Source organism: Mycobacterium sp. (genome assembly GCF_004298145.1).
Classification (GTDB): Bacteria; Actinomycetota; Actinomycetes; order Mycobacteriales; family Mycobacteriaceae; genus Mycobacterium.
Genome location: NZ_SCRH01000010.1, coordinates 1 through 22,623, shown reverse-complemented (window position 1 = coordinate 22,623; position 22,623 = coordinate 1). Strand labels below are relative to the sequence as shown.

Here is a 22,623-nt window from a genome sequence, read left to right as displayed (position 1 = left end):
GCATGCACGTGCGGGGCGTGGGCCTGCCCGACGAGACCGAGATCGACCTGTGGATCCTCGACGGCCGCATCAGCACCGAACCGGTCGCCGGCGCGGACACCGTCTTCGAGGGCGGCTGGATCGTGCCCGGACTGGTCGACGCCCACTGTCACGTCGGCCTCGGCCATCACGGCGAGATCCCGCTCGATGAGGCGATCACCCAGGCCGAGATCGAACGCGACGTCGGGGCGTTGTTGTTGCGGGACTGCGGCTCGCCCACCGACACGCGCAGCCTCGACGACCGCGACGATCTGCCCCGCATCATCCGCGCCGGAAGGCATCTGGCCAGACCCAAGCGTTACGCGACGGGCTTCTCGCGCGAGCTGGAAGACGAGTGGCAGCTGCCGGAGGCGGTGGCCGAGGAGGCGCGCCGCGGCGACGGCTGGATCAAGCTCGTCGGCGACTGGATCGATCGCGGCGTCGGCGACCTCGCGCCGCTGTGGTCCGACGACGTGCTCAAGGCCGCGATCGAGACGGCCCACGCGCACGGCGCCCGGGTCACCGCGCACGTCTTCAGTGAGGGCGCGCTGCCCGGCCTGATCAACGCCGGCATCGACTGCATCGAGCACGGCACCGGGCTTACCGACGACACCATCGAGCTGATGGTCGAGCGCGGAACGGTGTTGGTCCCCACGCTGGTCAACATTGTCGAGAATTTCCCCGGGATCGCCGAGGCCGCCGCGAAGTATCCGGCCTACGCCGCCCACATGCGCGACCTGCATGCGCGGGGCCTGTCGCGGATCGCGGCGGCCCGGGAAGCGGGCGTGCCGATTTACGCCGGAAGTGACGCCGGCACCATGGTGGCGCCCGGCCGCATCGCCGACGAGGTCGAAGCGCTCAAGGGCATCGGGATGAGCCCGACGCAGGCGCTGGGGGCGGCGTGCTGGGACGCGCGTCGCTGGCTTCACCGGCCCGGGCTCGACCACGGCGCCTCGGCGGACTTGTTGTGCTTCTCTCGCGATCCCCGGTCGGGGCCCGCCGTGCTGAACAGTCCCGATCTGATCGTGCTGCGCGGGAAAATTTTCCGTTCACCGGCGTAGCGAGCGCCGCGTCGCCGTCACCATCGCCGCTCGGTGACGCACACTAACCAGCAGGTTTGGTATTTTCGCGGCCGTGTCGAAAAGATTGCGAGTGATTGCTATCTATGTTAGCGTTCCGGCAACCCCACGACTTGGAGGACGCCATGCCCTACGACGTGATCATTCGCGACGGATTGTGGTTCGACGGCACCGGCGCCGCACCGCTGATCCGCACGCTCGGCATCCGCGACGGTGTCGTCGTGGCCGTATCGGCCGAGGCGCTGGACGAGACCGGTTGCCCCGAGGTGATCGACGCGGCCGGCAAGTGGGTCGTGCCCGGCTTCATCGATGTGCACACCCACTACGACGCCGAGGTGCTGCTGGATCCCGGCCTGCGCGAGTCGGTGCGCCACGGTGTCACCACGGTGCTGCTGGGCAACTGCTCGCTCTCGACGGTCTACGCCGATTCCGAGGACGCCGCCGATCTGTTCAGCCGGGTGGAAGCGGTGCCGCGCGAATACGTCTTCGGCGCGTTGAATTCGGCCAGGACGTGGTCGACGGCGGCGGAATACGTCAACGCGATCGACGCCCTGCCGCTCGGCCCCAATGTCGGCTCGCTGCTTGGTCATTCGGACCTGCGCACCTCGGTGCTCGGACTGGAACGGGCCACCGACGCCACGGTCAGGCCCACTGACGACGAGCTGAAGAAGATGGCGGCGCTGCTCGACGAGGCCCTCGACGCCGGGGTGCTCGGCATGTCCGGGATGGACGCGGCCATCGACAAGCTCGACGGCGAACGGTTCCGGTCCCGCGCCCTGCCGTCCACCTTCGCGACGTGGCGGGAACGGCGCAGGCTGATCAAAGTCCTGCGCAAGCGCGGCCGGATCCTGCAGAGCGCACCGAATCTGGAAAACCCGATCCTGTCGCTGATGTTCTTTTTGACCAGCAGCCGAATCTTCGGGCGCGGCAAGGGAGTCCGGATGAGCATGCTGGTGTCCGCGGACGCCAAGTCGATGCCGCTCGCCGTGCACACGTTCGGGTTCGGCACCCGGGTGCTCAACAAGTTGCTGCGGTCCAGTGTGCGGTTCCAGCACCTGCCGGTGCCCTTCGAGTTGTATTCCGACGGAATCGATCTGCCGGTGTTCGAAGAGTTCGGCGCGGGCACCGCGGCGCTGCATCTGCGTGATCAGTTGCAGCGCAACGAACTTCTGGCCGACGAGGCCTACCGCCGGCAATTCCGGCGCGAATTCGACCGCGTCAAGCTCGGTCCGTCGCTGTGGCACCGCGACTTCCACGACGCGGTCATCGTCGAATGCCCGGATAAGTCGTTGATCGGCAAGAGCTTTGGTGCGATCGCCGTCGAGCGGGGCCTGCACCCGCTCGACGCGTTCCTCGACGTGCTGGTCGAGAACGGCGAACGCAACGTCCGGTGGACCACCATCGTGGCCAACCACCGGCCCAAGGAGCTCAACAAGCTCGCCGCCGACCCCAGCATCCACATGGGCTTCTCCGACGCCGGTGCGCACCTGCGCAACATGGCCTTCTACAACTTTCCGCTGCGCATGCTCAAGCGCACCCAGGACGCGCACCGGGCGGGCGCGCCGTTCCTGTCGACCCAGCGGGCGGTGCACCGGCTCACCGGTGAACTGGCCGAGTGGTTCGGCATCGATGCCGGCACGCTGCGTCACGGCGACCGCGCGGACTTCGTGGTGATCGACCCGGCCGGTCTCGACGAATCGGTCGACGGCTACCACGAAGAGGAGGTGCCTTTCTACGGTGGCCTGCGCCGCATGGTCAACCGCAACGACGACGCCGTCGTCGCCACCGGAGTGGGCGGCGCGGTCGTGTTCGGCGGAGGCCGCTTCCGCGACGGCTACGGCAAAACGGTGAAGTCGGGCCGCTACCTGCGGGCGGGCGAGTGCGCCCGTCGGCGACAGGGCGTCCTGAGCCACGGCACCTGACATGGCCAGAACCCAGCAACAGCGCCGCGAGGAAACCGTCGGGCGCCTGCTCGACGCGTCCATCGCCACCATCATCGAGATCGGTTACGCCCGGGCGTCGGCGGCGGTGATCACCAAGCGGGCCGGGGTGTCGGTCGGGGCGCTGTTCCGGCACTTCGAAACCATGGGCGATTTCATGGCGGCCACGGCGTCCGAGGTGTTGCGTCGACAGTTGGAGTCGTTCACCGAGCGAGTCGCGGAAATACCGGCGACGCCGGCCTCCGGGGCGGCGCTCGAAGCGGCGCTGGTGATCCTGCGCGACATCACCAGTGGCCCGTCCAACGCCGTGCTCTACGAACTTCTCGTCGCCGCCCGCACCGACGAAAAGCTCAGGGAGACTTTGCAACACGAGCTGGGGCAGTATGCGGCGAAGATCCACGACACCGCCCGGGCGCTGCCGGGTGCCGACAGGTTCCCGGCCGACACCTTCCCGGTGTTCGTGGCGCTGATGACCAACGTGTTCGACGGGGCCGCCGTGGTGGAAGGGGTGTTGCCCCAGCCGGAGATCGCGGCCCAGCGGATTCCGGTGTTGATGGCGCTGCTGACCGCTGCCCTGCCGGACTAAGTGGCTCGCGGTGCTAAAGCGAGCCGATGCCGGACTGCGGGCTTTGCGCGAATCCCCAGTCGAACAACGTCGCCGCCTGATCCCAGTACGACGGTCCGCCCTCTTTGATCAGCCCGTACATCATGGCGATCACCAGTCGGCGCCCGCCGCGCGCGGCGGCCCCGACGAAGGTCTTGCGGGCGGCGTTGGTGAACCCGGTCTTGCCGCCGATCGCGCCGGGGTAGCGCTGCAGCAGTTCGTCCTGGTTGGTGATCGGGTGGTCGCCGTTATCGCCGGGGAACATGGCCGAGGGCTCGGCGGTGATCTGCGCGAACACCGGGTTGGCCATCGCCGCGCGGAAGATGACGGCCAGGTCGTGCGCCGTCGATGAGCCCGACCCGGCCGGCCCGTCCAGACCGGACGGCGTCGCCGCGTGGGTGTTGGTGGCGCCGAGGGAGGCCGCCTTGGCGTTCATCTTGGCGACCGCGATGTCCGGGCCGCCCAGCATGTGGGCCAACGTGTTGGCGGCGTCGTTGCCCGAGACCAGCAGCAGGCCGTCGAGGAGCTGGCGCGCCGTATAGGTGCGGCCCGGTTTGATGCCGACGCAGTTGCACTCGACCTGGGTGTCGGCGACGTCGGCGACCACGGTGGAGTCCAGGCTCACCGAATCCAGGACCACCTGCGCCAGCAGCGTCTTGATGGTGCTTGCCGGTGGATGGGCCACGTTCTGGTCGCGGCCGGCCAGCACCTGACCACTGTCCAGGTCGGCGATGATCCAGGTCTGCGCCGGGCCGTCGGGAATGGGGATCGAGCCGACCGGCTGGCTGCTGTCGGCCCGGGACGTGGGGACGGTGGCCCCGCACGCACCGACGACGAGCAGCGCCGCGGCCGCGGCCGTGAGCTTGCGCATGGGCGCAAAGTTTAACTTCCGGGCCTGCGTGATGCCTATTTCGTGAGCGCATCGACTACGCCCAGGTGGCTCCGCAGGGCGTGAGAGCGCTTGGCGGTGTTCATCTGTATCTGACCCAGTCGGGTCTGCCGCCGGCCCTGCTGGCCAGCGTGTACCTGCGGGTGTCGCTGATCAACGGGTGCGCCTACTGCATCGACATGCACTCGCGGGAATTGCGCGAATTGGGTGTCTCAACCGAAAAGATCGCTTTGGTTCCGGTTTGGCACGAAGCGGGTGAGCTGTTCGACAGCCGCGAGCAAGCGGCCCTGGCGTGGGCGGAAACCGTCACCCGGATATCGGCCACCGGCGCACCCGACAGCGCATACGCATCGGTATGGGAGCACTTCGACGACAAGGAACTGGTCGACCTGACGATCGCGATCGGGCTGATGAATGCCTACAACCGGTTGGCGATCAGCTTCCGCGCCCCACCGGCGGTGGTTAACACGAAACACGCTGAAACACAGGGAGATTGACGAGGCTATACCATGCGTCGGCGCACCCGGGCGAGGCGCCGCGGTGCCGACCACCACTCCGGTGTTGAATCGATGCATGTTGAGCCTGGCCGAAATCTCCGACCGCCTCGAGATCCAGCAGCTTCTGGTGGATTACTCCACCGCCATCGACCAGCGGCGATTCGACGACCTGGACGAGGTGTTCACCCCCGACGCCTACATCGACTACACGGCGCTCGGCGGCATCGAGGGCCACTATCCGGAGGTGAAGAAGTGGCTGTCCGAGGTGCTGCCCAACTTCCCGGTGTATGCGCACATGCTGGGCAACTTCTCGGTGCGCGTCGACGGGGACACGGCGTCGTCACGGGTGATCTGCTTCAACCCGATGGTGCTCGGCGGCGACAAGGATCAGGTGCTGTTCTGCGGGCTCTGGTACGACGACGAGTTGGTGCGCACGCCGCAGGGCTGGCGGATGACGCGGCGGGTGGAGACCAAGACCTTCCAGAAGGTGATGTGAGCGAATTTCAGATCACCACCCCTGGTCTGGCACAATGGGCGGCTGTCCGCCGAGCGATCACGCATCGCCGGTTGGTCAGAAACGCGAGGCAAAACCGGATCCGGGCATCCCGCCCGGATCGCTGAATTGCAGCGTGACACACACAGGAGAAATCGCTTAACCATGGCTGTGAAGATCAAGCTCACCCGGCTTGGCAAGATCCGCAATCCCCAGTACCGCATCGCCGTCGCCGACGCACGGACCCGGCGCGACGGCCGCTCCATCGAGGTCATCGGCCGGTATCACCCGAAGGAAGAGCCGAGCCTCATCGAGATCAACTCCGAGCGTGCCCAGTACTGGCTGTCTGTGGGTGCGCAGCCCACCGAGCCCGTCCTCAAGCTGCTGAAGATCACCGGCGACTGGCAGAAGTTCAAGGGTCTGCCGGGCGCCGAGGGCCGCTTGAAGGTCAAGTCGGCCAAGCCCAGCAAGCTGGAGCTGTTCAACGCCGCGCTGGCCGAGGCGGAGGGCGGACCGACCACCGAGGCCGCGAAGCCGAAGAAGAAGTCCCCGGCCAAGAAGACCGCGAAGGCCGCCGAGGCCGAGTCGGAAGCCGCCCCGGAGGCCACTGCTGAGACCGCTGCCGAGGCCAAGCCGGCCGAGACGCCCACCGAGGGCGGCGGGCAGGCCGAGTCGACGACCGAGAGCTGACCGCGGCGATGAGCACCGTTGTCGTTGACGCTGTTGAGCACCTGGTGCGCGGGATTGTCGACAACCCCGACGACGTCCGGGTGGACATGGTGACCAGCCGCCGGGGCCGGACCGTCGAGGTCCACGTGCACCCCGACGACTTGGGCAAGGTGATCGGCCGCGGGGGCCGCACGGCGACCGCCTTGCGCACGCTGGTCGCCGGTATCGGCGGTCGCGGCATCCGCGTCGACGTGGTGGACACCGACCAGTAGGCCGGCGCTGCTCATGGAACTCTTTTGGAGTTGACCGTCGGGCGCGTGGTGAAAGCCCACGGCGTCAGCGGCGAGCTGGTGGTCGAGATCCGCACCGACGATCCGGCCGCCCGGTTCTCGCCGGGTAACACGTTGCGCGCCAAGCCGTCTCGTGGCGGTGCGGAGCGCAGCTGTGTCGTCGAGAGCGCGCGCGAGCACGGCGGGCGGCTGCTGGTGCGGCTGGCCGGTGTCGCGGACCGCGACGCCGCCGACGCGCTGCGCGGCACCGTGTTCGTCGTCGATTCCGATGACCTGCCCGACATCGACGAGCCGGACACCTACTACGACCATCAGCTCGAAGGCCTGCGCGTCCGTACCGCCGGCGGCGAACAGGTCGGCGTCGTCGCCGAGGTGCTGCACACCGCGGCCGCCGAGCTCCTGGCGGTGCGGTGCGAGACAGGTGTGGCCGGCGACGAAAGGCGGGAAGTATTGGTGCCGTTCGTGACCGCGATCGTCACCTCGGTGTCGCTGGACGACGGCATCATCGAGATCGATCCGCCCGAAGGCCTGCTGGATCTCTAGGGGCCCTCGGAAGATGAGAATCGACGTCGTCACGATCTTTCCGGCCTATCTGGACCCGCTGCGGCAATCCTTGCCGGGCAAGGCGATCCAGTCCGGTCTGGTCGATCTGGCTGTGCACGACCTGCGGCGGTGGACGCACGACGTGCATCGCTCGGTCGACGACACCCCCTACGGCGGTGGCCCGGGGATGGTGATGAAGGCGCCGGTGTGGGGCGACGCACTCGATGAAATCTGCTCCGGTGAAACACTTTTGGTTGTTCCCACGCCAGCCGGTGCCCTGTTCACCCAGGCCACCGCCGCGCGCTGGAGCGCCGAGAAGCACCTGGCGTTCGCGTGCGGCCGCTACGAGGGCATCGACCAGCGGGTCATCGAGGATGCCGGGCGGCGGATGCGGGTCGAAGAGGTCTCGATCGGCGACTATGTCTTGCCGGGCGGGGAGTCGGCCGCCGTGGTGATGATCGAGGCCGTGCTGCGGTTACTCGACGGAGTCCTGGGCAATCCCGCGTCGCGCCATGATGATTCGCACTCACCGGCGCTGCACCGCCGCCTGGAGGGCCCCAGCTATACCCGGCCGCCGAGCTGGCGCGGGCTAGAGGTCCCCGAGGTGTTGCTCTCCGGTGACCATGCGCGAATCGCCGCATGGCGCCGGGAGATCTCGCTGCAGCGCACCCGCGAACGCCGCCCGGAGCTACTTGAGCCCGACGACGATGCGGTCCGCTAGAGGCCGCGCGCCGGCGCGTCGATGCGGCCCTCGGGAAATATCGTCTTGACCGCCCGGGTGATGGTGTCCCGCGCGGTGGCGTCGTCGGAGGGCTGCAACGACTGCACCACCATGATGTAGCGGCGATCGGCCCCGATCACGCCCGTCGACAGATGCATCCAGTCGCTGCCGATGCAGCACATCCAGCCCTGTTTGACCGCGACCGGTTCCGCGTACAGGCCGTCGGGAATGCCGAACCGCTGCGGGTACCCGTCGAGACCGTTCGGGGTGGACTGGGCCAGGTCGTTCACGATGATCTTGGCCTCGTCGGCGGGCAGGCCCCCCGACCCGTCCAGCAGCATCTCGTAATAGCGGATCAGGTCGGTCACCGAGCTCATCGTGTTCCACCAGCGTCCGTCGCTGGGCGGGGTGGTGGACGCCAGGCCGTAGCGGGCCGCCACCTCGGAGACGATGGCGGCCCCACCACCTTGGCCCCAGAACCTCTCGGCCGCGCCGTCGTCGGAGGACTGCAGCATGATGTCGAGCGCCTGGCGGTCGTCGGCGCTCAGGGCGGTCTTCCCCTCGGCCCCGCGCAGCAGCAGATCGTCGGCGATGAACAGCTTGGCCACCGACGCGGTGCCCACGATCTGGCCGTTGCCGTTGGAAACCAGCTGGTGGGTGCTGCGATCGAGGATGGCCACCGACAGGGCGGCGCCGCTGGCGGCGCCCTCGTCGACGGCCCGCTGGACGCGGGCCTGCAGCTGCGCGAATCCTCCGCCCGGCAGCGCCTGGGGTGGCTGCGGGGGCGTGGCGGCCTCGAGCATCAGCGCGGCAGACTGCGGTGGCGTAGGTGGTGGGGGTGGCGTCGGTGGTGGCCGCTGGGGGATGACCCGGACGGGTGGGCTGATCGGGACGCTGTACACCTTCGCCTGAACCAGCGCCTCGGAACCGGCGGCAATCAGCAACGTCACCGCCGCGGTGGCGGTGACCAGCGTCAGCGGCCGTGCTCGCATTCGTCTCCTCCGGCGTGACTTGGACCCAGTGGCCAGGGTGGGATCGCTCCCGGCCACCTGCACCCGGCATCGCGCAGGGTGCGGGCAGCGCGTTCTGACCCCAGTCATATGTACCATTCACCAGCGCGTTCGGCTCGTCGCGAACCGCCGACTTCGGGGGATTTTCGCGGCACGCGCACTGTCTGGCACAATTGACCAGTTGTCTCCAGCGGTTGCAGGCCGGCTGCGCCCCTTCCCGCCTGCTGCGAGATACGCCAGAAAGCCCGAACCATCGGCTCGGCGAGCGTCTCACACCTGCGTGTGTGTAGCTGCCGTCGGCCGCGACCTCAAGGAAGTGTCTCTCAGATGAACCGGCTGGACTTCATCGATCAGGCGTCGCTGCGCGACGATATCCCGGTTTTCGGCCCGGGCGACACCATCAACGTGCACGTCAAGGTCATCGAGGGCGCCAAGGAGCGCATCCAGGTGTTCAAGGGCGTGGTGATCCGCCGCCAGGGTGGTGGCGTCCGCGAGACCTTCACCGTGCGTAAGGAGAGCTACGGCGTCGGCGTCGAGCGGACCTTTCCGGTGCACTCGCCCAACATCGACCACATCGAGGTGGTGACCCGTGGCGATGTCCGCCGCGCCAAGCTGTACTACCTGCGTGAGCTTCGCGGTAAGAAGGCCAAGATCAAGGAGAAGCGCTGAGCCGGGACGCCTTGGCGGCGCTGCTGATTCGCCCCGCCGGTTGGGTAAGCGGATCGCTCGCCGGCTTGCCGGGCCGCAACCTGCGCTGGCTACGCTGATCTCGTGACCGACACCGCGGATTCCTCCGACCCCCAGTCTCACGCTGGCGAATCAGATCCGAAGGTCTCTACGCGCAATCCGGGGACGCGCCCCGACGACGCCGATACGGCGGGCGGACCGGGTTCTGAGGCAGGGCCGACGGGGGAGGCGCCCGACCCGGGCGAGCCCGAGCGCGCCAAGCACTCCGCGCTGCGCGAATTCGCCCTCCTGGCGGTGATCGCCATCGTGCTCTACTACGTGATGTTGACGTTCGTCGCGCGGCCCTACCTGATTCCGTCGGAATCCATGGAGCCCACGTTGCACGGATGCACGGGCTGCGTCGGCGACCGGATCATGGTGGACAAGGTCAGCTATCGGTTCGGCGCACCGAGCCCCGGTGACGTCATCGTCTTCAAGGGCCCGCCGCCGTGGAACCTCGGATACAAGTCGATCCGGTCGAACAACACCGTGCTGCGCTGGGTGCAGGATGCGCTGTCCTTCATCGGCTTCGTGCCGCCGGACGAGAACGACCTGGTCAAGCGTGTAATCGCGGTCGGGGGGCAGACGGTCCAGTGCCGGGCGGAGACCGGGCTCACGGTCGACGGCAAGCCGCTCAAGGAGCCGTACCTCGATCGCAACACCATGGCGGCCGACCCGTCGGTGTACCCGTGCCTGGGCAGTGAGTTCGGGCCGGTCGCTGTTCCGGCCGGACGGCTGTGGGTGATGGGCGACAACCGGACACACTCGGCGGATTCGCGCGCCCACTGCACGAGCGTGCCGGCGGAGGCGCTCAAGGGTGTGCTGTGCACGGGCGATCCGACGTCGGGAACCGTGCCGGTGTCCAACGTCATCGGCAAGGCGAGGTTCATCGTGTGGCCGCCGTCCCGGTGGGGTGGCGTGGAATCGGTGAACCCGCAGCAGACTCGGTAGCCATGGCCACGACGTGGCCGCCGCGGACGGTGATCCGGAAATCGTCAGGGTTGCGCACCCTGGAGTCGGCGCTGCACCGCAGCGGGCTGGGCCCCGTCGCCGGCGTTGACGAGGTCGGCCGCGGCGCCTGCGCCGGCCCGCTGGTGGTCGCGGCTTGTGTGCTCGGGCCGGGGCGAATGGAAAGCCTTGCCGCGCTTGATGATTCCAAGAAACTCACCGAGGCCGCTCGGGAGAAGTTGTTCCCGCTGATTCGCCGCTATGCGCTGGCCTACCACGTGGTGTTCATCCCGCCGGCCGAGGTGGACCGGCGCGGCGTGCATGTCGCCAACATCGAGGGGATGCGCCGCGCCGTCGCCGGGCTGTCCGTGCGGCCCGGGTATGTGCTGAGCGACGGTTTCCGGGTGCCCGGTTTGGCGGTACCGTCGCTGCCGGTCATCGGTGGCGACGCGGTCGCCGCGTGTATCGCGGCGGCCAGCGTGCTGGCGAAGGTCAGTCGGGACCGGCTGATGGTCGCGATGGATTCCGATCACCCCGGTTACGGCTTCGCCCTGCACAAGGGCTACGGCACGCCGGCGCACAGCACGGCGCTGGCGCAGCTGGGCCCCTGCCCCGAGCATCGTTATTCATTCATCAACGTGCGGCGCGTCGCGAACGGGTCGGGCGCCAAGCTGGTGGCGGACTGCGCGCCGGACCCACCGCTGCGGCGCGACGGACATCGGTGAGGAAAGATGGGATCAGGATTGCCGGACCATCGTGTGGGAGAAGGACGTCTGAGCAGATGAGTGCAGAAGATCTCGAAAAGTATGAAACCGAGATGGAGCTCTCGCTGTACCGCGAATACAAGGACATCGTCGGCCAGTTCAGCTACGTCGTGGAAACCGAACGGCGCTTCTATCTGGCCAACAGCGTGGAGATGACGCCGCGCAACGCCGACGGCGAGGTCTACTTCGAGCTGCGGCTGTCTGACGCCTGGGTGTGGGACATGTACCGGCCGGCACGGTTCGTCAAGCAGGTGCGGGTGGTCACCTTCAAGGACGTCAACATCGAAGAGGTCGAGAAGCCCGAACTGCGGCTACCCGAATAGCCGCCATTCAGGTGTTCGGCGGAAGCTCAGTCGCTGCGGGCTCGGGCAGCTCACCGCGCTGGTCGATGACCGCGCGTGCGACCTCGGCCAGCTTGATGTTCAGCGCCTGGGAGTGGCCGCGCAGCAGGTCGAACGCCTCGTCCTCGGACATGTCGTGCAGCATCATCAGCATGCCGACGGCCTTGCCGATCTCGCGGTTGCTCAGCAGCCCGCGCCGCAGGCTGGCGGCGTCTTCCCCCTTGGCGATCGCGTTGATCGCGACGCTGGCGAACGCCGCCAGCACCGCCGCTCGCCCGGCGGACTCGGCGTCGAACATGTTCGGGGTGTCGCTGAACAGATTGAGCGCCGCCCCCTTGCGTTTGTCGACCAGGAGACGAAACCCCATCGCCCCCCGCACCGGAGTCTCCGCGACCAGGACCGACGCCAGCTTGGGCCACAGCGACGGCGTGGTCAGGTCCGGGTCGATCTGGGGCGTCTCCTCCTCGATCGCGTCGATGCACGGGCCGTCGCCGGCACGCCGTTCCAGCTCGTCGATGTGCTGCGCCAGCCGGTCACTGGCGCCGACGGTGACGTATCGCTCGTTCTCACGCACCAACAGGCTGGCGTGGTCGCAGCCACGGATCGCCAGGGTGGCGGCGACGCAGATGGCGGCGTACATCTCGCTGGCGTCCGAGCCCCGATAGATGATCTCGGCCAGAGCCGCGAAAACCATCGCGGGGTCGGCTTTCCCCCCGCCCGTCGGGAGCGCGTCCGCGCCGGCGTTCGGGTCGTCCGCCATGCTGTTGCCTCGTTTCCTGCCGTGTCGGCCGGCGTGGCCTGTCGATCGCCGTAGATTATCGGCCGCAAACCCCACCCTTACACGCGGTTTGGTCCGGTGCAGCGAATCGGTGGGCGTCCCGCCGGTCGCCGTTGACCCCGGTCACCTTTCCCGGGCAGAGTTTCGGCTGGCAGCGGAAGGGAAGGACGTCTAAATGGGTATGACCGTCGCGGTGACCGGACCCACCGGGGAGATCGGGATCTCCGCGGTGACGGCGCTGGAGCGCGAACCCGCCGTCGACGCCATCATCGGGATGGCTCGCCGGCCGTTTGACCCGTCGTCACGCGGCTGGCTGAAGACCACCTATCAGCGGGGCGACATTTTGGACCGCGAGGCCGTCGACGCCCTGGTCGCACAGGCCGACGTGGTGATCCATCTGGCCTTCATCATCATGGGTTCGCGCGACGAGAGCGCCCGCGTCAACTTGCAAGGCACCCGCAACGTCTTCGAAGCGACGGTGGCCGCCCAGCGGCCGCGGCGCCTGGTGTACACCTCGTCGGTGGCGGCCTACGGCTACCACTCCGACAACCCCGTCCCGCTGACCGAGGACGTGCCGGTGCGGGGGTCCGCCGAGCACTACTACTCCGCGCAGAAGGCCGCATGCGAGGCGATGCTCGCCGACATCACCCAAGATTCGCCGCTGGAGGTCTTCGTCCTGCGGCCGTGCGTGGTCGCCGGGCCCAACGCCACCGCCCTGGCCGACGCCATGCCGTGGAATCGGCTGCCAGGCCCGCTGCGCGCCATCGTCAAGGCGCTCATGGCCGTTCCGATATTGAGGCCGGTGGTGCCGGATCCGGGTTTCCCGCTGCAACTGGTTCACCACGACGATGTCGCGTCCGCGATCGCGCTGGCGGCGACCGCCCCGGCACCGCCGGGCGCCTACAACATCGCCGGCGACGGTGTCGTGTCGGTGGCCGACGTGGCCAAGGCGCTCGGCGGGCGGCCGGTGCGGGTTCCCGCCGTGGCGGCCTCGGCCGCCTCGGCGGCGATTTCGCGGGTGCCGCGGGTGCCGTCCATGCTGGAATGGCTGCACACCGCGCGAACGTCGCTGGTCATGGACACCACCAAGGCCAAAACCCAACTGGGCTGGCGACCCGTCCACTCCTCGGCGCAGGCCTTGGCGGCGCTGGCCGCCGCGGTCTGAGGCGGGTCTGAGACGGGGGAGCGCGCCGCCGGCCCGCAAGGCGGTAATTTGATGCTGTGAGGTCTCACCGTTCGGCCGTGTCCCGGCCTGCCCCTGCCGATTACGACGAACACGCGGTCACCGTCACGCCGCGCAAGCGCGAGGCGGCGGGGGTTCGGGCGGTGCTGGTCTCGCTGCAGCGGGGGTTCGAGCAGATGGGCGCGCTGCGCACCGCGGCGGCGCTGGCTCGGCTCAACCAGCGCAACGGCTTCGATTGCCCCGGCTGCGCGTGGCCCGAGGAGCACGGTGGACGCAAGTTGGCCGAGTTCTGCGAGAACGGCGCCAAGGCCGTCGCCGAGGAGGCCACGAAACGTACCGTCACACCGGAATTCTTCGCCCGGTACTCGATCGCGGAGCTGTCGGCAAAGCCCGAGTATTGGCTGTCCCAGCAGGGCAGGCTCGCCCACCCCATGGTGTTGCACCCCGGTGACGACCACTACCGCCCGATCGGCTGGGACGCCGCCTACCGGTTGATCGCCGAGGAACTGGGCGGCCTGGACAGCCCCGATGAGGCGGTGTTCTACACCTCCGGCCGCACCAGCAACGAGGCCGCATTCTGCTACCAGCTGCTGGTCCGGTGCTTCGGCACCAACAACCTCCCGGACTGCTCCAACATGTGTCACGAGTCCTCGGGCTCGGCGCTCACCGAGTCGATCGGAATCGGAAAGGGTTCGGTCACCGTCGAGGACGTCGAGCTCGCCGACCTGATCGTCATCGCCGGGCAAAACCCGGGCACCAACCACCCGCGGATGCTGTCGGTGTTGGAGAAGGCAAAGGCCCACGGCGCCAAGATCATTGCGGTGAATCCGCTGCCCGAGGCCGGATTGATCCGGTTCAAGGATCCGCAGAAGGTGCACGGTGTCGTGGGGCATGGCATCCCGGTCGCCGACGAATTCGTGCAGATCCGTCTCGGCGGTGACATGGCGCTGTTCGCCGGGCTGGGCAGGCTGCTGCTGGAGGCCGACGAGCGCGCTCCGGGAACCGTCGTCGACACCGCATTCGTCGAGGCGCATTGCGCCGGGTTCGACGAGTACCGGCGCCGGACCGTCGACATCGACCTCGACGACGTGTTCGCCGCCACCGGCATCGAACGCCAGCAGCTCGAACGTGTCGCCGCCATGCTGAGGGCGTCGCGGCGGACGGTGGTGTGCTGGGCGATGGGCCTGACGCAACACACCCACGCGGTCGCCACCATCGGCGAGATCACCAACCTGCTGCTGCTGCGCGGCATGATCGGCAAGCCAGGCGCGGGAGTCTGCCCCGTCCGTGGGCATTCCAACGTGCAGGGCGACCGCACGATGGGCATCTGGGAGCAGATGCCCGAGGAGTTTCTGGCCGCCCTGGATCGCCGGTTCGGCATCACCACCCCCCGCAAGCACGGGTATGACACCGTGGCCGCGATCCGGGCGATGCGCGACGGGCGGGCGAAGGTGTTCGTGGGTATGGGTGGCAACTTCGCGTCGGCCACCCCCGATACCGTTGTCACCGAGGCCGCGTTGCGTAATTGCGCGCTGACCGTGCAGATCTCGACCAAACTTAACCGCAGCCACCTCGTGCACGGGAACACCGCGCTGATCCTGCCGACACTCGGGCGTACCGACCGTGACATTCGTGGTGGGCGGAAGCAAGTTGTCTCGGTTGAAGATTCGATGTCAATGGTGCATTTGTCACGCGGCAGCCTGCGTCCGCCGAGCGACCAGGTGCGCAGCGAGGTGGAAATCGTCTGTCAGCTGGCCCGTACGATTCTTGGTGCAGCGCACCCGGTTCCGTGGGAGGGCCTGGCGGCCGACTACGACACCATCCGCGATGCGATCGCCGCGGTGGTCCCCGGCTGCGCCGATTACAACCGCAAGGTGCGTCAGCCCGACGGGTTCCAGCTTCCGCACCCGCCACGGGACGCACGCGAATTCCACACCAGCACAGGCCGGGCCAACTTCGCCATCAACCCGCTGCAGTGGGTGCCGGTTCCCCCGGGACGGCTGGTGCTGCAGACAATGCGCAGCCACGACCAGTACAACACCACGATCTACGGGCTCGATGACCGTTATCGCGGGGTGAAGGGCGGGCGTCGCGTGGTGTTCATCAACCCCGCCGACATCGAAGCACTGGGCCTGACCGCGGGCGGGCGGGTCGACTTGGTGTCGGAGTGGACGGGCGCCGACGGTAAACTCCAGGAGCGGTACGCGAAAGACTTTCTGGTGGTTGCGTATTCCACTCCGGTCGGCAATGCCGCGGCCTACTACCCGGAGACCAATTCGCTTGTTCCGCTGGATCACACGGCGGCGAAATCGAACACCCCGGTGTCGAAAGCCGTCATCATCCGGGTTGAGCCAGCCGCGGCCGGGTCGCCCGTCGCCGGCGGTGAAATCGCGTCGTGGGGCACGTAACATCGCGTCGGCGGGTGACGCACCTGACCGCCGAGAAGGCGATCACCCGGCCGGAAACACTGGTTGTCGAGGAGCCTTTGGAGATCCGGGTCGACGGGGCGGCGGTCACCGTGACGATGCGCACACCGGGATCGGATATCGAGCTCGCGCAAGGGTTTTTACTCACCGAAGGGGTTATCGGCGGCCGCGACGACGTGCACAGTATCCGCTATTGCGCCGGACGTGGCGATGACGGCGCGAACACCTACAACGTTCTGGACGTGATGCTGGCGCCGGGTGTTCCCAAACCGGACCTCGATGTCACCCGCAATTTCTACACCACCTCGTCGTGCGGGGTGTGTGGCAAGGCTTCGCTGGACGCGGTGCGGTTGGTCAGCCGGTTCACACCGGGAGCCGATCCCGCCGCCGTCGCGGCGAGCACGTTGAAGGCGATGCCCAACCAACTTCGTTCCGCGCAAAAGGTTTTCGAAAGCACCGGGGGGCTGCACGCGGCGGCGCTGTTCGGGGTCGACGGCGAGATGCTGGTGGTGCGCGAGGACATCGGCAGGCACAACGCGGTCGACAAGGTGATCGGCTGGGCATTGGAGCATCAGCGGATACCGCTGGAAGCCTCGGTGCTGCTGGTCAGCGGGCGGGCGTCGTTCGAGCTGACCCAGAAGGCCGTGATGGCAGGGATTCCGGTGCTGGCCGCGGTGTCCGCGCCGTCGTCGCTGGCGGTGTCGCTGGCCGAGGAGTCCGGCCTCACGCTGGTCGCGTTCTTGCGGGAGGACTCGATGAACATCTACACCAGGGCCGACCGCATCACGTAGTCCCGTTCGGGTGCCGTGCCGTCGGCTGTGCATAAACGTCGCACTGGGGATAACCGGCCGCTGCGGACGCCCGCAGGTCGTGGTGGCGGCCCGCCCCGTCGGGGCCGCGGGGCACGGTGGCCCGCATGACAACCGAAACGACGATGACCCGGATCCAGCTGGGGGCGATGGGTGAGGCCCTCGCCGTGGATCATCTGACGCGGGCGGGATTGTGGATCCTGCACCGCAACTGGCGCTGCCGCTACGGCGAACTCGACATCATCGCCTGCGACGACACCGGCACGGTGGCGTTCGTCGAGGTCAAGACCCGCACCGGCGACGGTTACGGGGGGCTGGCGCATGCCGTCACCCCGCGCAAAGTCCGGCGGCTGCGCAGGCTCGCCGGACTGTGGCTGGCCGGCCAGGATCGGCGTTGGGCGGCGATCCGCATCGATGTGATTGGCGTACGGGTCGGACGCCGCCGCACCCCCGAGATCACCCACCTGCAAGGAATCGGCTGATGGCGCTGGGGCGCGCATTCTCCGTCGCGGTACGCGGCGTGGACGGAGAGATCGTGGAGATCGAAGCCGACATCACTTCTGGACTCCCGGGCGTGCACCTGGTGGGTCTGCCCGACGCCTCGCTGCAGGAGTCGCGCGACCGGGTCCGGGCCGCGGTCGCCAATTGCGGCAACGACTGGCCGATGGCGCGGCTCACGCTGGCGTTGTCGCCGGCGACGCTGCCGAAGATGGGGTCCGTGTACGACATCGCCCTGGCCGCGGCGGTGCTGTCGGCACAGCGAAAGAACCCGTGGGACCGGCTGGAGAAAACGGTGCTGCTCGGCGAGCTGTCACTGGACGGACGGGTCCGGCCGGTGCGCGGAGTGCTGCCCGCGGTGCTCGCCGCCAAACGCGACGGATGGCCGGCCGCGGTGGTCCCGGTGGACAATCTCGCCGAGGCCAGCCTGGTGGACGGCATCGATGTGTGGGGCGTGCGGACCCTGCGGCAACTGCAGAAATGGCTCGGCGGCACCGGCGCCCTGGACAACCGGATCCACGCGGACGACACCGCCGAGGAACCGGTGGTGGATCTGGTCGACGTGGTCGGGCAGACGCAAGCGCGGTTCGCGGTGGAGGTCGCCGCCGCCGGGGCGCACCACCTGATGCTCACCGGACCGCCGGGAGTGGGCAAAACGATGCTCGCGCAACGTCTTCCGGGCCTGCTCCCGCCGTTGATGGAGGGCGAGTCGCTGGAAGTCACCGCGATCCACTCGGTGGCCGGGTTGCTGTCGGGGGACACGCCGTTGATCACCCGGCCGCCGTTCGTGGCGCCCCATCACAGTTCCAGCGTCGCGGCGCTGGTCGGCGGCGGCTCCGGGATGGCCCGCCCGGGCGCCGTCAGCCGGGCCCATCGCGGGGTGCTCTTCCTCGACGAGTGCGCCGAGATCCGGGTCAGCGCGTTGGAGGCCCTGCGAACACCGTTGGAGGACGGTGAAATTCGCCTCGCCCGCCGCGACGGGGTGGCATGTTATCCGGCCCGATTCCAGCTCGTGCTGGCCGCCAACTTGTGCCCGTGCGCGCCGGCCGATCCGCAGGACTGCATGTGCCCCGCGGCGACCAAACGCCGTTACCTGGGCAAGTTGTCCGGGCCGCTGCTGGACCGGGTGGACCTGCGGGTGCAGATGGATCCGGTGCGGGCAAAGGCGTTCTCGGGTCGCGACGGCGAATCCACGGCACAGGTTCGTCAGCGGGTGGCGGCCGCGCGTGAGGCCGCCGCGCGGCGCTGGCTGCCGCACGGCGTCCGCACCAACGCCGAAGTCAGCGGGGCCCTGCTGCGCCGAAAGTTCCGTCCCAGCAACGCGGCGATGGAGCCGCTGCAAAGGGCGCTGGATCGCGGGCTGCTCAGCATCCGTGGCCTTGATCGCACGTTACGTGTCGCGTGGAGCTTGGCGGACCTGGCCGGCCGCACGTCGCCCGGGCTCGACGAGGTCGCCTTGGCGCTCAGCTTCCGCCAGCCCGGGGCGCAGCGATGAGCGCGACGGCCAACCGGCTGCCCGGGTCACCAGCGCACCATCGTCAGCCAATCGGTGTGCCCGCCCCGCAGTACGATCGCGACGCTCACCAGGATCGCGAACGCGCGGGCGAATTGTGCCATGGCACGCCCGCTTTCGCCCCGGTGCTCCATCTCGCGCAACGCGACGCAGGCGAGACCGATGCTGATGACGGGGATGGGAAAGCCGATCCAGCTGACCAGGCTCAGCACGAATGCCGCGACCGCCCAGGGGTTTTTGGGGCGCTCGGAGGCCGGGCACGCCATCGACTGGTCGAGGATCATGGTTCGCTCCGTTCGGTGCGGGCCGGCGTGCGGCGGCCGGCGGCTGACGACAACACGTTCGCGCGAGCGGCTGGTCGGATCCTTGGGGAATCCTTGGAGCTGGGAGCGCGACGATGAGCGCGACGGCCGACGGTGCCACGCTGGGCGCGTGGGCCTATCTGTCCCGGGTGGCCGAACCGCCCTGCGCCGGGCTCGCCGCCCTGGTGCGACGTGTCGGCCCGGTCGAGGCGGCCGAGCGGGTCCGGCGGGGATCGGTCGACGACGACCTGGCCCGACACACGGAGGCCAGGCGCGAGATCGACAGCTCAGCTGCCGATCTCGAGATGATCGCCCGGCGGGGCGGGCGGTTGATCACCCCCGATGACGACGAGTGGCCGCTGCTGGCGTTCGCCGCGTTCCACGGTGCCGAACCACGACGGCGCGGCGGTCCGCCCGTGGTTCCGCCCGTGGTGTTGTGGGCGCAGGGGCCCGCCCGACTCGATGAGGTCGCGCAGCGGGCGGCCGCGGTGGTCGGGACGCGCGCTGCGACGACGTATGGCGAGCAGGTGGCCGGCGAACTGGCGGCCGACCTGGCGCAGCGTGACGTCGCGGTCGTCTCCGGCGGCGCCTACGGCATCGACGGTGCCGCACACCGGGCCGTGTTGGACTGCGACGGGATCACCGTGGCGGTCCTCGCCGGCGGGCTCGACGTCCCCTACCCGAGCGGTCACACCGCGCTGCTGCACCGCATCGGCCAGCACGGGCTGGTTTTCACCGAATACGCGCCCGGCGTCCGCCCGGCGCGCCACCGGTTCCTGACCCGCAATCGTCTGGTGGCCGCCGCCGCCGGCGCCGCGGTGGTGGTGGAATGCGCAGCGGGGCGGCGAACACCGCGGCCTGGGCGCGGACGCTGGGGCGAGTGGTGGCCGCGGTGCCCGGGCCCGTGACGTCGTCGGCGTCGGCGGGCTGCCATGCGCTGCTGCGCGACGGCGCCGAGCTGGTCACCCGAGCCGACCACATCGTCGAACTCATCGGCCACATCGGCGAACTGGCCTCCGACGAGCCGCGCCCGGTCACGCCTCTCGACGGCCTCAGCGACACCGAGCGCCGGGTATACGAGGCGTTGCCGGGCCGCGGCGGCGCCACGGTCGACGAGATCGCGGTCGCGTCGGGGCTGATGCCCGAGCAGGCGCTGGGGCCACTGGCGATGCTCGAGCTGGCCGGGTTGGTGCGCCGCCAGGACGGGCGCTGGCGAATCGTGCGCGCTCAGGGGGCCGTGGCGGCGGTGCCGCCCGCGTGAACGGGATCAGGCGGAGAACCGCCCGCGCGGGGGAAGCGCAACCGCCCAGCTTGTTGCACAGTGACCGGATGCGCGCAATGGCCCGGCCCATTTGCCAGTCAGACTGCGGGAGTACTGAGGCTCGTTTGGTCGACGGGGGCCTGGAGCCGACAGGAGAACATTGGTCGACCCGTCACGCCGTCTGTTCAACCAGTTGGTACGGGAGGCGGCGTTGAACGGTCTCGTCGACGCTGACGGTGAAGACGTACGAGCCCAGCTTCTCCAACCGAAGTACCGGAACGTTGACTGCGAAGGCAACCGACCGGGTTTCGTCGGCCCCATGACGGTTCGATCTGCCAATGTTGAATTTGAATTGAGCGCGGAACGGTTCGTATTCGTCCAAACCCTTTTGAACCTCAACCGCACACCCGTCCGAGTCCAGTAGTTCAATGTCGACCGTGTGCTCTTGGTCGCTCGCCGCCCGCGGTACTTCGACGATAATTCCGAGGCCCACCGAGACCGTGAAGGGTACCGAGTGTCCGGCCGGAACGCGGACCTGATCTATGCCTCCTGCCGAGATGTACAACAAGTTGTTCTGCACCTCAGCGTGGTTACACAAAATCGCTGTCAACTCCATGTCGAGAACAGTACGCAGAAAGGCTTACCGCAGTGGGCAATTGGCTGCATCGATCGCCAAGCCGCCCCGTGACTGAAAGACGGGTAACTCAACGATTTCGCTGACTGCTGCTTTTCTGCGGTTCAAAGGCCAGATGTCGATCCGCGTTCACGGTTGACTGCAGCAGTGGTGACCAGGGCAAGCGCCGGCGCGCCAGGTCCACATATCCGTAGCGCGGAAGACGCCTGAATTCATCGACTTCTCCCGACGGCCCGGATGCTTACCTGGCAGTGCGACGAGGCTGGCTCGGCGCTTAGCTCGACCTCATTGCCGATCAGGGCAAAGCCGAGCCCAGGCCGGGTTCCCAGGGGCCGTCGCACGTTGGCGGTTCACCGGAAGTCCGCCCCTGGCCATTCTGCGACACCGTTCGGTTCCCGAAGCCAGTGGAAACTTCGGTTGATGCGCAACCAAATTCTGCAAAATTCACCCGAGCCAATACGACACGCGCATAATAGCAGTCATCGAGGTCAATACTCCCTGGGCGCAGTTAAGAGTCATCTGACTTTGGGTGTCGTCACTCAAACAACTCGGTGAGAAGGCTATGGATTTTGCTGAGCTGCCACCAGAGGTCAATTCCACGCGCATGTATAGCGGTCCCGGGGCGGGGCCGCTTCTTTCGGCCGCGGCGGCTTGGGACGCGCTGGCCGCGGCGCTGACGTCCACCGCCAGCGGCTACATCTCGGTGGTGTCGGAGCTCGCCGGCCAGGTGTGGTTGGGACCGGCATCGCTGGCGATGGTGGCCGCAGCGGCCCCCTATGCGGAGTGGCTGGCGACCACGGGTACTCAGGCCGCGCAAACCGCCGCCCAGGCGTATGCCGCGGCAGCGGCCTACGAGGGGGCGTTCATCGCGACGGTGCCCCCGCCGGCGATCGCCGAGAATCGGGCGGAGCTGGCGGCGTTGGTCGCGACCAATTTCCTGGGTCAGAACACGCCGGCGATCATGGCTACCGAAGCGCTGTACATGGAGATGTGGGCCCAAGACGCCGCCGTCATGTACGGATATGAGGCCGCCTCGGCGGCCTCGAGCGTTCTTGCCCCGTTCGGGGAGCCGCCGCGGACCACCAACCCTGCCGGGCAGGGAGCTCGCGCCGGCGCGATGGTCCGGGCCGTCAGCGACTCCACCAGCGCCCGGATCCAATCCCTCACGCAACTGAGCTCGCCCACCGCCTTGCAGCAGGCTGGTCCGACGCAGCAGGCTGCTTCGACTGCGGTCTCTCAGCAGTCTGCCTCGACTGCGGCGTCCCAGCAGGCCAGCTCATTCGCGGTGTCTCAACAGCTCAGCGCGTCTGCGATGTCTCAGCAATCCGCGTCGAACGCTGTCTCCTCGCAGCCGGGCGCGACAACGGTGTCTCAGCAGGCGGTGTCGACGACGTTGTCCCAGCAGCTTGGTTCGACCACTGTCTCGCCACAGTCAGCGCCGAGCGCCGTCTCCCCGCAGCCGACCACGACCGCCACCTATCAGGTGGCCTCACCCGCTGCGTCGAACCAGCCGGCCGCCACCGCCGTGACGCAGCAGGCGGCGTCGACCACGCTGACTCAGCAGGTCGGTTCGTCCGCGACCACTCAGCAGCTCAGTTCGAGTGCCGTGACGCAGCAGGCGGCGTCGACCACGCTGACTCAGCAGGTTGGTTCGTCCGCGACCACTCAGCAGCTCAGTTCGAGTGCC

24 protein-coding genes and 1 pseudogene are annotated in these 22,623 nt (G+C 68.3%); 20 read left to right on the top strand and 5 right to left on the bottom strand.

The window, feature by feature from the left end; genetic code table 11:
• The first annotated feature begins 2 nt into the window (after positions 1-2).
• From EPN51_RS03230 to EPN51_RS03220, 3 genes are all read left to right on the top strand, one after another.
• Positions 3-1,079, top strand: coding sequence for an amidohydrolase family protein (locus EPN51_RS03230; protein WP_293037187.1), 1,077 nt, complete (start codon positions 3-5; stop codon positions 1,077-1,079).
• 104 nt (positions 1,080-1,183) lie between these two features.
• On the top strand, positions 1,184-3,019 hold the full coding sequence (locus EPN51_RS03225; protein ID WP_293037029.1) for an amidohydrolase family protein: 1,836 nt from the start codon (positions 1,184-1,186) through the stop codon (positions 3,017-3,019).
• Between the two features lies 1 nt (position 3,020).
• Entirely contained in the window at positions 3,021-3,623 is a 603-nt protein-coding gene (locus EPN51_RS03220) for a TetR/AcrR family transcriptional regulator (protein ID WP_293037026.1), read from the top strand.
• Between the two features lie 13 nt (positions 3,624-3,636).
• Here EPN51_RS03220 and EPN51_RS03215 read toward each other — a convergent pair whose 3' ends face one another.
• Entirely contained in the window at positions 3,637-4,512 is an 876-nt protein-coding gene (locus EPN51_RS03215) for a D-alanyl-D-alanine carboxypeptidase family protein (protein ID WP_293037023.1), read from the bottom strand.
• 80 nt (positions 4,513-4,592) lie between these two features.
• Here EPN51_RS03215 and EPN51_RS03210 point away from each other — a divergent pair, with 80 nt between their 5' ends.
• The 6 genes from EPN51_RS03210 (at position 4,593) to trmD (ending at position 7,743) form a co-directional block, all read left to right on the top strand.
• A complete protein-coding gene (locus tag EPN51_RS03210) occupies positions 4,593-5,027 on the top strand; it encodes a carboxymuconolactone decarboxylase family protein (protein WP_293037020.1) in 435 nt (144 codons plus the stop codon).
• A gap of 76 nt (positions 5,028-5,103) precedes the next feature.
• On the top strand, positions 5,104-5,523 hold the full coding sequence (locus tag EPN51_RS03205) for a nuclear transport factor 2 family protein (protein ID WP_293037185.1): 420 nt from the start codon (positions 5,104-5,106) through the stop codon (positions 5,521-5,523).
• Between the two features lie 162 nt (positions 5,524-5,685).
• Positions 5,686-6,210, top strand: coding sequence for a 30S ribosomal protein S16 (rpsP, locus tag EPN51_RS03200; RefSeq protein ID WP_293037018.1), 525 nt, complete (start codon positions 5,686-5,688; stop codon positions 6,208-6,210).
• 8 nt (positions 6,211-6,218) lie between these two features.
• Positions 6,219-6,461, top strand: coding sequence for an RNA-binding protein (locus EPN51_RS03195; protein WP_003878715.1), 243 nt, complete (start codon positions 6,219-6,221; stop codon positions 6,459-6,461).
• 24 nt (positions 6,462-6,485) lie between these two features.
• Positions 6,486-7,022 (top strand): ribosome maturation factor RimM, encoded by a 537-nt coding sequence (gene rimM, locus EPN51_RS03190; RefSeq protein WP_293036779.1) that lies wholly within the window; start codon positions 6,486-6,488, stop codon positions 7,020-7,022.
• A gap of 13 nt (positions 7,023-7,035) precedes the next feature.
• The gene (gene trmD / locus EPN51_RS03185) at positions 7,036-7,743 is read left to right on the top strand and encodes a tRNA (guanosine(37)-N1)-methyltransferase TrmD (RefSeq protein WP_293036776.1); all 708 of its coding nucleotides are present in this window, start codon (positions 7,036-7,038) and stop codon (positions 7,741-7,743) included.
• Here the strand turns inward: trmD and EPN51_RS03180 are convergent.
• Positions 7,740-8,735, bottom strand: coding sequence for a hypothetical protein (locus EPN51_RS03180; RefSeq protein WP_293036774.1), 996 nt, complete (start codon positions 8,733-8,735; stop codon positions 7,740-7,742). The two genes, trmD and EPN51_RS03180, sit on opposite strands and share 4 nt — an antisense overlap.
• Positions 8,736-9,080: 345 nt before the next feature.
• Here EPN51_RS03180 and rplS point away from each other — a divergent pair, with 345 nt between their 5' ends.
• The 4 genes from rplS (at position 9,081) to EPN51_RS03160 (ending at position 11,514) form a co-directional block, all read left to right on the top strand.
• Positions 9,081-9,422, top strand: a complete 342-nt coding sequence (gene rplS, locus EPN51_RS03175) for a 50S ribosomal protein L19 (protein WP_293036771.1) — start codon at positions 9,081-9,083, stop codon at positions 9,420-9,422.
• A gap of 102 nt (positions 9,423-9,524) precedes the next feature.
• The gene (gene lepB / locus EPN51_RS03170; protein ID WP_293036768.1) at positions 9,525-10,430 is read left to right on the top strand and encodes a signal peptidase I; all 906 of its coding nucleotides are present in this window, start codon (positions 9,525-9,527) and stop codon (positions 10,428-10,430) included.
• 2 nt (positions 10,431-10,432) lie between these two features.
• Positions 10,433-11,152 carry a ribonuclease HII gene (locus EPN51_RS03165; protein ID WP_293036765.1) on the top strand — a complete coding sequence of 240 codons (720 nt, stop codon included), beginning with the start codon at positions 10,433-10,435 and terminating at the stop codon, positions 11,150-11,152.
• A gap of 56 nt (positions 11,153-11,208) precedes the next feature.
• Positions 11,209-11,514, top strand: coding sequence for a DUF2469 domain-containing protein (locus EPN51_RS03160; RefSeq protein WP_003875077.1), 306 nt, complete (start codon positions 11,209-11,211; stop codon positions 11,512-11,514).
• A 7-nt stretch (positions 11,515-11,521) separates the two neighbouring features.
• Here EPN51_RS03160 and EPN51_RS03155 read toward each other — a convergent pair whose 3' ends face one another.
• A complete protein-coding gene (locus tag EPN51_RS03155) occupies positions 11,522-12,292 on the bottom strand; it encodes a GAF and ANTAR domain-containing protein (RefSeq protein WP_293036349.1) in 771 nt (256 codons plus the stop codon).
• Between the two features lie 193 nt (positions 12,293-12,485).
• Between EPN51_RS03155 and EPN51_RS03150 the strand changes: the two genes are divergently transcribed.
• From EPN51_RS03150 to EPN51_RS03130, 5 genes are all read left to right on the top strand, one after another.
• Entirely contained in the window at positions 12,486-13,475 is a 990-nt protein-coding gene (locus tag EPN51_RS03150) for an NAD-dependent epimerase/dehydratase family protein (protein ID WP_293036346.1), read from the top strand.
• 56 nt (positions 13,476-13,531) lie between these two features.
• The gene (locus EPN51_RS03145) at positions 13,532-15,901 is read left to right on the top strand and encodes an FdhF/YdeP family oxidoreductase (protein ID WP_293036343.1); all 2,370 of its coding nucleotides are present in this window, start codon (positions 13,532-13,534) and stop codon (positions 15,899-15,901) included.
• Entirely contained in the window at positions 15,889-16,710 is an 822-nt protein-coding gene (gene fdhD, locus EPN51_RS03140; protein ID WP_293036340.1) for a formate dehydrogenase accessory sulfurtransferase FdhD, read from the top strand. Before EPN51_RS03145 ends, fdhD begins: the two co-directional genes overlap by 13 nt.
• A gap of 125 nt (positions 16,711-16,835) precedes the next feature.
• Positions 16,836-17,210: a YraN family protein gene (locus EPN51_RS03135; RefSeq protein WP_293036338.1), complete on the top strand. Its 375-nt coding sequence runs from the start codon at positions 16,836-16,838 to the stop codon at positions 17,208-17,210.
• Positions 17,210-18,721 (top strand): YifB family Mg chelatase-like AAA ATPase, encoded by a 1,512-nt coding sequence (locus EPN51_RS03130; protein WP_293036335.1) that lies wholly within the window; start codon positions 17,210-17,212, stop codon positions 18,719-18,721. The genes EPN51_RS03135 and EPN51_RS03130 overlap by 1 nt, the downstream gene beginning before the upstream one ends.
• Positions 18,722-18,747: 26 nt before the next feature.
• On the opposite strand, the gene EPN51_RS03125 is transcribed toward EPN51_RS03130, so the two are convergent.
• A complete protein-coding gene (locus EPN51_RS03125; RefSeq protein ID WP_293036333.1) occupies positions 18,748-19,023 on the bottom strand; it encodes a DUF4190 domain-containing protein in 276 nt (91 codons plus the stop codon).
• Positions 19,024-19,136: 113 nt separating this feature from the next.
• Here EPN51_RS03125 and dprA point away from each other — a divergent pair.
• Positions 19,137-20,302: pseudogene (dprA, locus tag EPN51_RS03120) on the top strand (DNA-processing protein DprA).
• Between the two features lie 172 nt (positions 20,303-20,474).
• Here dprA and EPN51_RS03115 read toward each other — a convergent pair.
• Positions 20,475-20,918: a hypothetical protein gene (locus tag EPN51_RS03115; protein ID WP_293036330.1), complete on the bottom strand. Its 444-nt coding sequence runs from the start codon at positions 20,916-20,918 to the stop codon at positions 20,475-20,477.
• 580 nt (positions 20,919-21,498) lie between these two features.
• Between EPN51_RS03115 and EPN51_RS03110 the strand changes: the two genes are divergently transcribed.
• Positions 21,499-22,623: PPE domain-containing protein (locus EPN51_RS03110; RefSeq protein WP_293036327.1), on the top strand; the 1,125-nt coding region annotated here is incomplete at its 3' end.

Excerpts from the sequence above, each read along its gene's own strand:
- EPN51_RS03230 (WP_293037187.1), top strand. The coding sequence starts at position 3 with ATGCACGTGCGGGGCGTGGGCCTGCCCGACGAGACCGAGATCGACCTG.
- EPN51_RS03225 (WP_293037029.1), top strand. The coding sequence starts at position 1,184 with ATGTTAGCGTTCCGGCAACCCCACGACTTGGAGGACGCCATGCCCTAC.
- EPN51_RS03220 (WP_293037026.1), top strand. The coding sequence starts at position 3,021 with ATGGCCAGAACCCAGCAACAGCGCCGCGAGGAAACCGTCGGGCGCCTG.
- EPN51_RS03215 (WP_293037023.1), bottom strand. The coding sequence starts at position 4,512 with ATGCGCAAGCTCACGGCCGCGGCCGCGGCGCTGCTCGTCGTCGGTGCG.
- EPN51_RS03205 (WP_293037185.1), top strand. The coding sequence starts at position 5,104 with ATGTTGAGCCTGGCCGAAATCTCCGACCGCCTCGAGATCCAGCAGCTT.
- rpsP (WP_293037018.1), top strand. The coding sequence starts at position 5,686 with ATGGCTGTGAAGATCAAGCTCACCCGGCTTGGCAAGATCCGCAATCCC.
- EPN51_RS03195 (WP_003878715.1), top strand. The coding sequence starts at position 6,219 with ATGAGCACCGTTGTCGTTGACGCTGTTGAGCACCTGGTGCGCGGGATT.
- trmD (WP_293036776.1), top strand. The coding sequence starts at position 7,036 with ATGAGAATCGACGTCGTCACGATCTTTCCGGCCTATCTGGACCCGCTG.
- EPN51_RS03180 (WP_293036774.1), bottom strand. The coding sequence starts at position 8,735 with ATGCGAGCACGGCCGCTGACGCTGGTCACCGCCACCGCGGCGGTGACG.
- rplS (WP_293036771.1), top strand. The coding sequence starts at position 9,081 with ATGAACCGGCTGGACTTCATCGATCAGGCGTCGCTGCGCGACGATATC.
- EPN51_RS03165 (WP_293036765.1), top strand. The coding sequence starts at position 10,433 with ATGGCCACGACGTGGCCGCCGCGGACGGTGATCCGGAAATCGTCAGGG.
- EPN51_RS03160 (WP_003875077.1), top strand. The coding sequence starts at position 11,209 with ATGAGTGCAGAAGATCTCGAAAAGTATGAAACCGAGATGGAGCTCTCG.
- EPN51_RS03155 (WP_293036349.1), bottom strand. The coding sequence starts at position 12,292 with ATGGCGGACGACCCGAACGCCGGCGCGGACGCGCTCCCGACGGGCGGG.
- EPN51_RS03150 (WP_293036346.1), top strand. The coding sequence starts at position 12,486 with ATGGGTATGACCGTCGCGGTGACCGGACCCACCGGGGAGATCGGGATC.
- EPN51_RS03135 (WP_293036338.1), top strand. The coding sequence starts at position 16,836 with ATGACAACCGAAACGACGATGACCCGGATCCAGCTGGGGGCGATGGGT.
- EPN51_RS03130 (WP_293036335.1), top strand. The coding sequence starts at position 17,210 with ATGGCGCTGGGGCGCGCATTCTCCGTCGCGGTACGCGGCGTGGACGGA.
- EPN51_RS03125 (WP_293036333.1), bottom strand. The coding sequence starts at position 19,023 with ATGATCCTCGACCAGTCGATGGCGTGCCCGGCCTCCGAGCGCCCCAAA.
- EPN51_RS03115 (WP_293036330.1), bottom strand. The coding sequence starts at position 20,918 with ATGGAGTTGACAGCGATTTTGTGTAACCACGCTGAGGTGCAGAACAAC.